Raw genomic sequence first — 7,519 nt, forward strand, 5'->3', positions numbered from 1 at the left:
GCCAATGGTGATCTGTCACCAGTGGAGTTTGAAAATTCTCAACTAAAGGTGTCCAGTTTTGGTTGACCAGAACAGGGAACAATGCGTTGTTTTGCTGGCTTATCTTCCGAATCGACTTCAAGTGTCCAAAAGCAATTAATAAATGAAGATAGACTTTTACTAGGTAAAAATGTTTTGTAATCCATTACTTCCCCCGAATCTAGAAATTTAGCTAATCGATTAGGTGTTTCTAAACAAATACTGGCTTATTTTTGTAAGCTCTAACGTTAGCCGCTTTTTTGACAGCGCTCCCTGAGAAGTAATCGAGTAAGATTTATCCCCTTGCGTTACTTTAATAAACCAAAAACCACCAGTATTTCCAAGTCCCTGTACTACTTCAAGTTTAGTCATATCATTTAGTTTTATCCGTGACATAGTATGTCTAAAAACACTGCTAGTTGAAATTTCTAAGGTACGATCTCTATGATTAAACTTAGCTATTTTCTTTTCGAGTGAGCCATACAATACGCCCCCACAAAGTACGCATGACGACACCAAACAAATCAGAGCCTTGTGACAGCAAGCTATAAATACCAAGTAGAAACATAGTGATGGCCAATAAACGTAATTTATTAGGGTAAGTTTCGATAATAAGTGAATCACTCATAAATACACCTAGGGCCATTTAAGGGAGTTAATAATAATTTTGCTAAAATTGTTAAGTGAAGCAATGCCTAGCAAACTGTATAACCGCTCCACTTGAAATGTTTGCGTATGCCCGACATGGTATTAACTAATCAGTGAGCACCTCTGTCGGCAGGGCGCCATTTAATAACTGACTGTTATTTAAAGATAACAACTAGAGAATGGCAAGGGTTTTCCTTAACTGTAGCACTTTGAGTAAGCTGCGAGTAAAACGGCGAGAAAAGAATATTGGGCACTGACTTAAATATAAGATTGCTAGCGTAAGCCTGCTTCAAATGTGGGCGGGGCCTATTATTTTAGGCAAGTTAGCCAACTACAATGACAGAGTCAGAAGGGCCAGAGCCCACTTCGAGAATATTTGTAGCATTAGAATGATCAATAAATTACCCAAAAAAGTGAAATTTAAGTCATTGTTAATCATTCATTAGTCAATTATTATTACGCAGCTAGCGAGTGGGTTAGCCCTAATCTGATTTAATCAACTCGCCATTTTTGCTTTCCCCAAATTTAATTTCAGCTACGCTGAGTAGGATATGCCATGCAAGATAAAGCCTCTAACAATGAAACGTCGATTAATTCTCAAGCTGCGATAGCGGAGTTGAAAACGACATTCCATTCTCCTTCGACCACAAGCAATCCTATTAATAAAGCGTTACCAATCAGCAATCATCGAGCCAATGTTAACTCAAACAATATCTTTCAAACGCTATTGTTCGATCCTCAGATGACGGCAGCAGAGAAGCATAATGCCATGGTGCAAGCCTTGCTATTTAACGATAAAGATAGCGAGAATGACGGTAGCGAAAGCCTAAAACAATTTATTCAGTTTAATCAGTTGTTGCAGCAAGAGCATAAGCAACTAGCTCAGAGGATCACTGCAGTAAGTGATACAGAAGTTTTCTCTGAACTAAACAGTGTTCATGACGAAACGTTTCATGCATTGATATCATTTGAAACAAAAGTCACCGAATTAACCGATATGGTCGATGCCATTCATGCATTACGGATGCAAGGCATAACCTATGATGTATTAAGAGAAATTGCAAAGGTCAAAGAGGCGGAGTTTAAACTTGCTTCACAAAGGGCAGAGCTGGAGCAAGAGCGAGAAAGTTTAACCAACGCGGTAAAAGATAAAACGCGGCAGATAGCGGTACTGGAGCAAGATCTGACATTGTTCGGATTTGGTGTGATATCGCGGGCTTCACGGGAAAAAATCGCATTACTTAAAATTGAAATACTTGATCATAACGAGGCGATAGTAACCTTAGCTCAGCAAATTGCCAATCTACCAAACGAAGTAACAATAGAGACAAACTGGGCTGAATATACTGAGCAAAAAACAAAGTTAAGGGAATTATTAGCGCTTTCACCGCTCCAGCACAAAGAACGGCACAAGGCGCTAATCAATGCCGCCCAAGATTTCATTCGCAAAAGTGAAGAGCGGTTGAATAGGATCACTAAGCATATTGAAACCATGGGTTCTCAGATTAATAGTTTAAGTGAAGCAAATGTAAACATGAGTGAGTTTTACGCCATCGTTAATGCCGCAACTAAAGAAGCGAATATACAAAATGAGACACTTAGGCTCTCGTTACAATCAGTTGAGCCTCTAGAGGCTGAGCATGAGCGTAACGCTCGTGAGCGCCGTAAAGAAAACTTAACACTACACATTAAATCGCTAGCCGAGTCTGCTCAGCATTCCCAAGCGGTGGTAGCTGAGTTAGCCGAGTTAGGCGACAAAATTAAGTCGATGCAGCAAGCCAATATAGAGCAAATAGCGAACACGCGTCAGCTATATAACTCAAGTAAGCTTGGCATTGCTGGGCTAGCAAGCCGACTGAGTACTGCTGTGCAAGCCGTGTCATCGGCCGCATTGGGTGAAGCTTCAAAGATGGCCGGCCTTTCTTTAGCGCAAATGCAGAAATTGAGCGACTCAATATGGCAAAAAGAGGGGGTTCGCCTAGCGCAGCTTAGCCAACAAAGTGAGGCTGAGTTTAATCCACTGTCACCTGAAAACGTGATGGATAGTAAAGTCGAACTTAAAAAGTTAGATGCTGCACTGTTAGGATCTACTAAGGGGTTATTAAGTCGCTCTGACTTATTAACTCAGGAATATTAACGCCATTTATCAAGGCGCTGCCTTACCGATTAAATCTAAATTTGGCTTAGGGCCTGTCGCGTTAAGCTAAATTTGTTGAACTCGCGAAATCCAACTTGAAAGATGGGTAACTGTCAGATCAAGTCTGAGCTAGTACATATTAACTCCAATACATGTTGTTAAACGATTCTATTTCGACCATTCTGGCTCTTCATTGAGCACTTGGACATTTGATATTATTGCAGGCAGATAGCCACCAAAAAGGCATTTCTTTGTTTCAATGGTAACTAATGCTGTTTTCATTTCTTTTTTTTGATTTAGTGCATACTTAAAGCTAATCGTATTCTCAGGGAGCTTCTTTATTTCTTTTTTCGACAAATACAACGAATAAGGTTCAAATGGATTGTTAGTGGAAAAAAATAATGCTTGGTTACCCACTACGTTTTCACCCCATACCCGATAATAGTCAGGAATCGCTATAGCTTTTGGTTTAACCCTTAGTTCAAATTTAACAGTTTTTCCTTTTGGGATCCTAAAGAATGGAAGCAATATGAGTGATAATGAGCAGGCTAATACCATTGTGAAAAAATTAAATATATAACCTTGAAACTTGTCCATCAGAGCCTTTTCATCTTACGCTTTAGTCTCCATACGCACAGCGTGTGTATAAATTCTTTGTTGGACTGAGCTGACGCCGGTGTAGTGGCATCAAGTTGGTGTCTTTACGCTATAGAATTTGCTTTTGAATGTGCCCCTAGCTTTTCACCAGTAAGGCATTTAAGTATGTTATTCAACATTCCTTATTGGCATTGATGACTCTTTAATCTGCCATTTAAACCAAGTTGTCTTCTTGTTACAAGCTGACTTTATTTAAAATAAGCCATCTATCTCCTTTCACCGTAGTCATCAACATCATTGGCACATTATGATGCGGAGGGTCTCCCCGGTTACCCGATTATGTGCTTAATTTTGAAAAATAATATCTTCCTGCACTATCGACCAATTTAAATCTTCAGGAGTAAATTGACCTGTAAGCGATGGAATTTGGTAACAGGAGCTAAATTTTTGCCCTAAATCCAGTATCTTTTCTGATGAGTAATGATCCGAAAATCCATAGTCGACGGCAACATTATTACCAGAATAGATAATATTATTACCATCTGTCTTGGTATGAGCCCCAATATTCCAATTGATTCTTTCTATCATGAGTTGGCTATTATTTTGAATAGTAACAAGTAAAGGGAGCTCTTTAGTGCAGTTTTTTGTATCAAACGTTATTGCAATTTCTACACCCTCGGACATCCCGATTTGCTTTTGTTGTCCATCATAATAAAAATATACCGCACCCAAAGCAATACCAATTATTCCTATAAATGCCCCCACTGGCTTAGGGAATCTAATAAACAAGATTGTTACAATTATTGCAATTATTATATAGAGCCAAATCATCGATAAATTACCTCAGCACAAAATGAGCCTTTAGAGTGACTCGTTTTTAAACTTATTTTTTATGGGCGATTACCCATGGCGCATCAAACCATAACTGAATTATTTTTTTGAATCAATTGTTTAGTTTTCTCTATTGTGATGAAAATAATCGTGATTTGGTGCTTATATCGAGGCATTTTAGGCTAGTTTTAAGAGGTTTCAGGGGGCTCATTATCCACGCCTAATTAAGTAGTGAGCAACGCACAAACCAAGTTACTGCAAACCACCTTAAACACCTGATTCAATGCAAACCGATAGCCCCGAGCGTTGCGAATCTGCTTGAATTGCTTGTGTACGGCCGACATGGGAATTAACTAATGAGATGAGAGTCCTCTGTGGAAGAACACCATTTGAATAACTCATTGTTATTTAAAGATAACTACTAGCGAATGGCAAGGGCTAAATCGTGAGGAATAGTCTGGAGGAAGCCGCTAGCAAAACTGCGAGCTGAGAACGGGGCGGCCCAGTGTCTGGCTCCAAGTTTCTCGGGTTTACCTTCCGTTACGCCAAAATTCAGATCCATTACAGCCGACATTCCGCAGCCAATTTAGGAATAAAATAATTCGTACATCTCGCCAAGTCGTTGCAGTAGCCGTCGTTGGTAATCTTGCATCTGTAATAAATCGCTGCTCGCCAAACTCCAGCATGTCTATGCCCTCGAATTTCAAAAACACCCAGCGCGCTGTCGGCTTTGAGGTCGTTTTGTTTTTGACCATGCTGGGGAAAAATTAATCGGTATGCTTTAGCTCTTCGCGGATTTTATGCTCCAACCCGGCGTAGACCATCAAGCTCAATGTCATTATCATCAGCAAGGCTTCAATTCGTTGCAGCTTCTTTAAAAAGATGGACGAGGTTAAAAATTCGGGACTTTTTAAGAATCGAAAACCGCGTTCAACTTTTTGCTCTGAGGAATCCCCTAATGATTTTTATAAAAATCATTAAGTTAAGGTAGATAGACATCTTGTCATATGATCAAATGGTTTCGCCAAAAATCAATAATCAGACAACAAGATGGGCGAACTCAATATTTTACACGACTCTCTTTACCAATTTTGCCCCGAATTACACTTAAAACAACTCAATAGCTTAACGTTGGCTTGCCACGCATTACTTGACTGTAAAACTCTCACTCTTACTGAACTTGGCCGTAACCTGCCAACCAAAGCGAGAACAAAACATAACCTCAAACGAATCGACCGATTGTTAGGTAATTGTCACCTCCACAAAGAGCGACTCTCTGTATACCGTTGGCATGCTAGCTTTATCTGTTCGGGCAATACGATGCCCATTGTACTTGTTGACTGGTCTGATATTCGTGAGCAAAAACGGCTTATGGTATTGCGAGCTTCAGTCGCACTACACGGTCGTTCTGTTACTCTTTATGAGAAAGCGTTCCCGCTTTCAGAGCAATGTTCAAAGAAAGCTCATGACCAATTTCTAGCCGACCTTGCAAGCATTCTACCGAGTAACACCACACCGCTCATTGTCAGTGATGCTGGCTTTAAAGTTCCATGGTATAAATCCGTTGAGAAGCGGGGTTGGTACTGGTTAAGTCGAGTAAGAGGAAAAGTACAATATGCAGACCTAGGAGCGGAAAACTGGAAATCTATCAGCCTCTTACACGATATGTCATCAAGTCACTCAAAGACTTTAGGCTATAAGAGGCTGACTAAAAGCAATCCAATCTCATGCCAAATTCTATTGTATAAATCTCGCCCTAAAGGCCGAACAAATCAGCGCTCGACACGGACTAATTGTCATCACCCGTCACCTAAAATCTACTCAGCGTCGGCAAAGGAGCCATTGGTTTTAGCAACTAACTTACCTGTTGAAATTCGAACACCCAAACAACTTGTTAGGCTCTATTCGAAACGAATGCAGATTGAAGAAACCTTCCGAGACTTGAAAAGTCCTGCCTACGGTCTGGGCCTCCGTCATAGCCGAACTAGCAGCTCAGAGCGTTTTGATATCATGCTGCTAATCGCCCTAATGCTTCAACTAACATTTTGGCTTGCGGGCGTTCATGCTCAGAAACAAGGTTGGGACAAGCACTTCCAAGCTAACACAGTCAGAAATCGAAACGTACTCTCAACAGTGCGCTTAGGCATGGAAGTTTTGCGGCATTCTGGCTACACAATAACAAGGGAAGACTTACTCGTGGCTGCAACCCTGCTTACTCAAAATCTATTCAAACATGGTTACGCTTTGGGGAAATTATGAGGGGATCCCTCAGCGCCCAGCATGGGCATGAACTGATGAGGTGAAAGTCCTCTATAGGAAAATCACACCGTCCATATAACCTTTTGATCATTAAACGTTAACTATTAGCGAATGGCAAGAGCTTTTCCGCGAGGAAAGGTTTGGAGGAAGCCGCTAGCAAAACTGCGAGCTGAGAACGGGACGGCCATCCGGAGAATATCATATCAGGCGTAGAGTCGGAATGGCTTACTGGCGACAGTGGCGCAAGCCCAGAAGCAAAGTCAGAAACCTGCTATCGTGTGACGTGCATATCCTGTCAGCGGTTGCTTGCGGCATCACCAGTAAAAAGGCCCATGGTGAAGTTCGAAAACACTTGGCATTCAACACGCATTGTCCAATGCTTATCTGAAGAGACAGGGTCTTTATGAGCTGAGAGATGGGTGGATTAAGCTTCACTATTCATAGTGAAACGGTCTGTTCGGATCCGTATGAAGGGGGTTGTGAGGGCTAGATAGCTTCGGCTACTCGATTAGCTGTTTTTAAACTAAAACAGTAAACTTGAATCTTTAACATATAAATAGCCAATAAGACCAACTGAGGCATATAAAAGTAATTTCAGAGAAGCTAGCCAATTGGTTTTGAAATTAAGTAAAGTTACAGCAACAGCAGATATAAACGCACAACACCAAATGACGACAACTATAAAAACAAATAGTAAATCTATAATGTCACCTAAACCATAAGGGTCTCCTGATGATACAGGTATATGCTCATATATTTGGGCTCTATATATCAGCCCAGAGAATGCAAAAAAATGAATTAAAGCGACACTGAATGCTAATAACTTATCGAACTTTGATTCCATTTAGTACATGACTCCAAGGTAATATTGCACATACAGATAACGCTTCAATCAGCCTCATCGTTTCTTCCGCATGACTTAACCACCGCCATCTTACTCGATGTAGGTTGTATTGTAGTGGTCAACTAAAACTGGCCACCTCGTTATAAGTTTTGAAGTATTCTGCTTCAGCCTTTTGTGGCGATAGC

At 40.7% G+C, this 7,519-nt stretch carries 8 protein-coding genes and 2 pseudogenes; 3 read left to right on the forward strand and 7 right to left on the reverse strand.

Annotated elements, in window-relative coordinates; translation table 11 throughout:
* Positions 1-38 precede the first annotated feature (38 nt).
* Positions 39-185 (reverse strand): DUF6597 domain-containing transcriptional factor, encoded by a 147-nt coding sequence (locus tag Q4519_RS22400; RefSeq protein WP_336623455.1) that lies wholly within the window; start codon positions 183-185, stop codon positions 39-41.
* A 287-nt stretch (positions 186-472) separates the two neighbouring features.
* Complete coding sequence (locus Q4519_RS21070; RefSeq protein WP_303515810.1) at positions 473-646, reverse strand: hypothetical protein; 174 nt, start codon at positions 644-646, stop codon at positions 473-475.
* A 576-nt stretch (positions 647-1,222) separates the two neighbouring features.
* On the opposite strand from Q4519_RS21070, the gene Q4519_RS21075 reads away from it, so the two are divergent.
* The gene (locus Q4519_RS21075; protein WP_303515812.1) at positions 1,223-2,803 is read left to right on the forward strand and encodes a hypothetical protein; all 1,581 of its coding nucleotides are present in this window, start codon (positions 1,223-1,225) and stop codon (positions 2,801-2,803) included.
* 168 nt (positions 2,804-2,971) lie between these two features.
* Here the strand turns inward: Q4519_RS21075 and Q4519_RS21080 are convergent, their stop codons facing one another.
* The 4 genes and pseudogenes from Q4519_RS21080 to Q4519_RS21095 all read right to left on the reverse strand — a co-directional run.
* Positions 2,972-3,400, reverse strand: a complete 429-nt coding sequence (locus Q4519_RS21080) for a hypothetical protein (protein WP_303515814.1) — start codon at positions 3,398-3,400, stop codon at positions 2,972-2,974.
* 345 nt (positions 3,401-3,745) lie between these two features.
* The gene (locus tag Q4519_RS21085; RefSeq protein WP_303515816.1) at positions 3,746-4,231 is read right to left on the reverse strand and encodes a hypothetical protein; all 486 of its coding nucleotides are present in this window, start codon (positions 4,229-4,231) and stop codon (positions 3,746-3,748) included.
* Between the two features lie 421 nt (positions 4,232-4,652).
* Positions 4,653-4,805, reverse strand: a complete 153-nt coding sequence (locus tag Q4519_RS21090; protein WP_303515819.1) for a hypothetical protein — start codon at positions 4,803-4,805, stop codon at positions 4,653-4,655.
* A gap of 12 nt (positions 4,806-4,817) precedes the next feature.
* Positions 4,818-5,178 (reverse strand): annotated as a pseudogene (locus tag Q4519_RS21095) (IS1634 family transposase); the annotation flags it as partial.
* Between the two features lie 103 nt (positions 5,179-5,281).
* Here Q4519_RS21095 and Q4519_RS21100 point away from each other — a divergent pair.
* Complete coding sequence (locus Q4519_RS21100) at positions 5,282-6,490, forward strand: IS4 family transposase (RefSeq protein ID WP_303515822.1); 1,209 nt, start codon at positions 5,282-5,284, stop codon at positions 6,488-6,490.
* Between the two features lie 193 nt (positions 6,491-6,683).
* Positions 6,684-6,934, forward strand: a pseudogene (locus Q4519_RS21105) (group II intron reverse transcriptase/maturase); the annotation flags it as partial.
* Positions 6,935-7,013: 79 nt separating this feature from the next.
* Here the strand turns inward: Q4519_RS21105 and Q4519_RS21110 are convergent.
* The gene (locus tag Q4519_RS21110; protein WP_303515824.1) at positions 7,014-7,334 is read right to left on the reverse strand and encodes a hypothetical protein; all 321 of its coding nucleotides are present in this window, start codon (positions 7,332-7,334) and stop codon (positions 7,014-7,016) included.
* Positions 7,335-7,519 lie beyond the last annotated feature (185 nt).

The organism is Motilimonas sp. 1_MG-2023 (assembly GCF_030547455.1).
Taxonomy (GTDB): Bacteria; Pseudomonadota; Gammaproteobacteria; order Enterobacterales; family CBDFNC01; genus Motilimonas.